General features: G+C 40.7%; 1 protein-coding gene. It reads left to right on the top strand.

Features of this window, described 5'->3' with window-relative positions:
* Positions 1-70 precede the first annotated feature (70 nt).
* Entirely contained in the window at positions 71-403 is a 333-nt protein-coding gene (locus VHA02S_RS25070; RefSeq protein ID WP_038899036.1) for a hypothetical protein, read from the top strand.
* Positions 404-568: the final 165 nt, after the last annotated feature.

Below are 568 nucleotides of genomic sequence, written 5' to 3'. Positions count from 1 at the left end.
GGTGGTATGCGGCAACTTCGGTATTGCGTTGCTCACACCTTAACAGGGCGTTATGTTTTTAGAGGTAGATATGAATAACAACGATTTGATCCACCTAATAGTTGATAATGCTCGGGATCACACAATTGAGTGGATGACTGGAGATAACATTGGGGTATCTAAGCGTGCTCAAAGTTGGTTGAACTCAATGCCTCACGATGAAAAAGCTTTACTATTAGAGGTTGTTGCTGAAGCTATTGATCTCAGCTTAATTAGAACCTTAGAGCTGATTGATGGTTGTCAAAGTCATCCTGAGCATCCAATAGAACTCTATTATCAGGGGAAAAAGCTGTTTTCTTTGAACAATGAACAGTTGCATGATTTATACGCTAGTAAAGTAGAAGAACCGTTGACACAAACATAACAAAGCGTTTAAGACGGATTCCCAACGCTTGGCATTTTCGGTTTGCTTTGAATTTAGTGTTTACGGCACAATGGTTTAGGTAGGGTGGTAGCGTTGCTCACCACTTAACGCGGCGTTAGTCGCCAGAAAAAGCTAGCAATCAAAATCATGTTTCTGAGCTTAATA

It is taken from the genome of Vibrio harveyi NBRC 15634 = ATCC 14126 = KCTC 12724 (genome assembly GCF_001591145.1).
Taxonomy (GTDB): Bacteria; Pseudomonadota; Gammaproteobacteria; order Enterobacterales; family Vibrionaceae; genus Vibrio; species Vibrio harveyi.
This window is presented reverse-complemented; position numbering and strand designations above follow the sequence as displayed.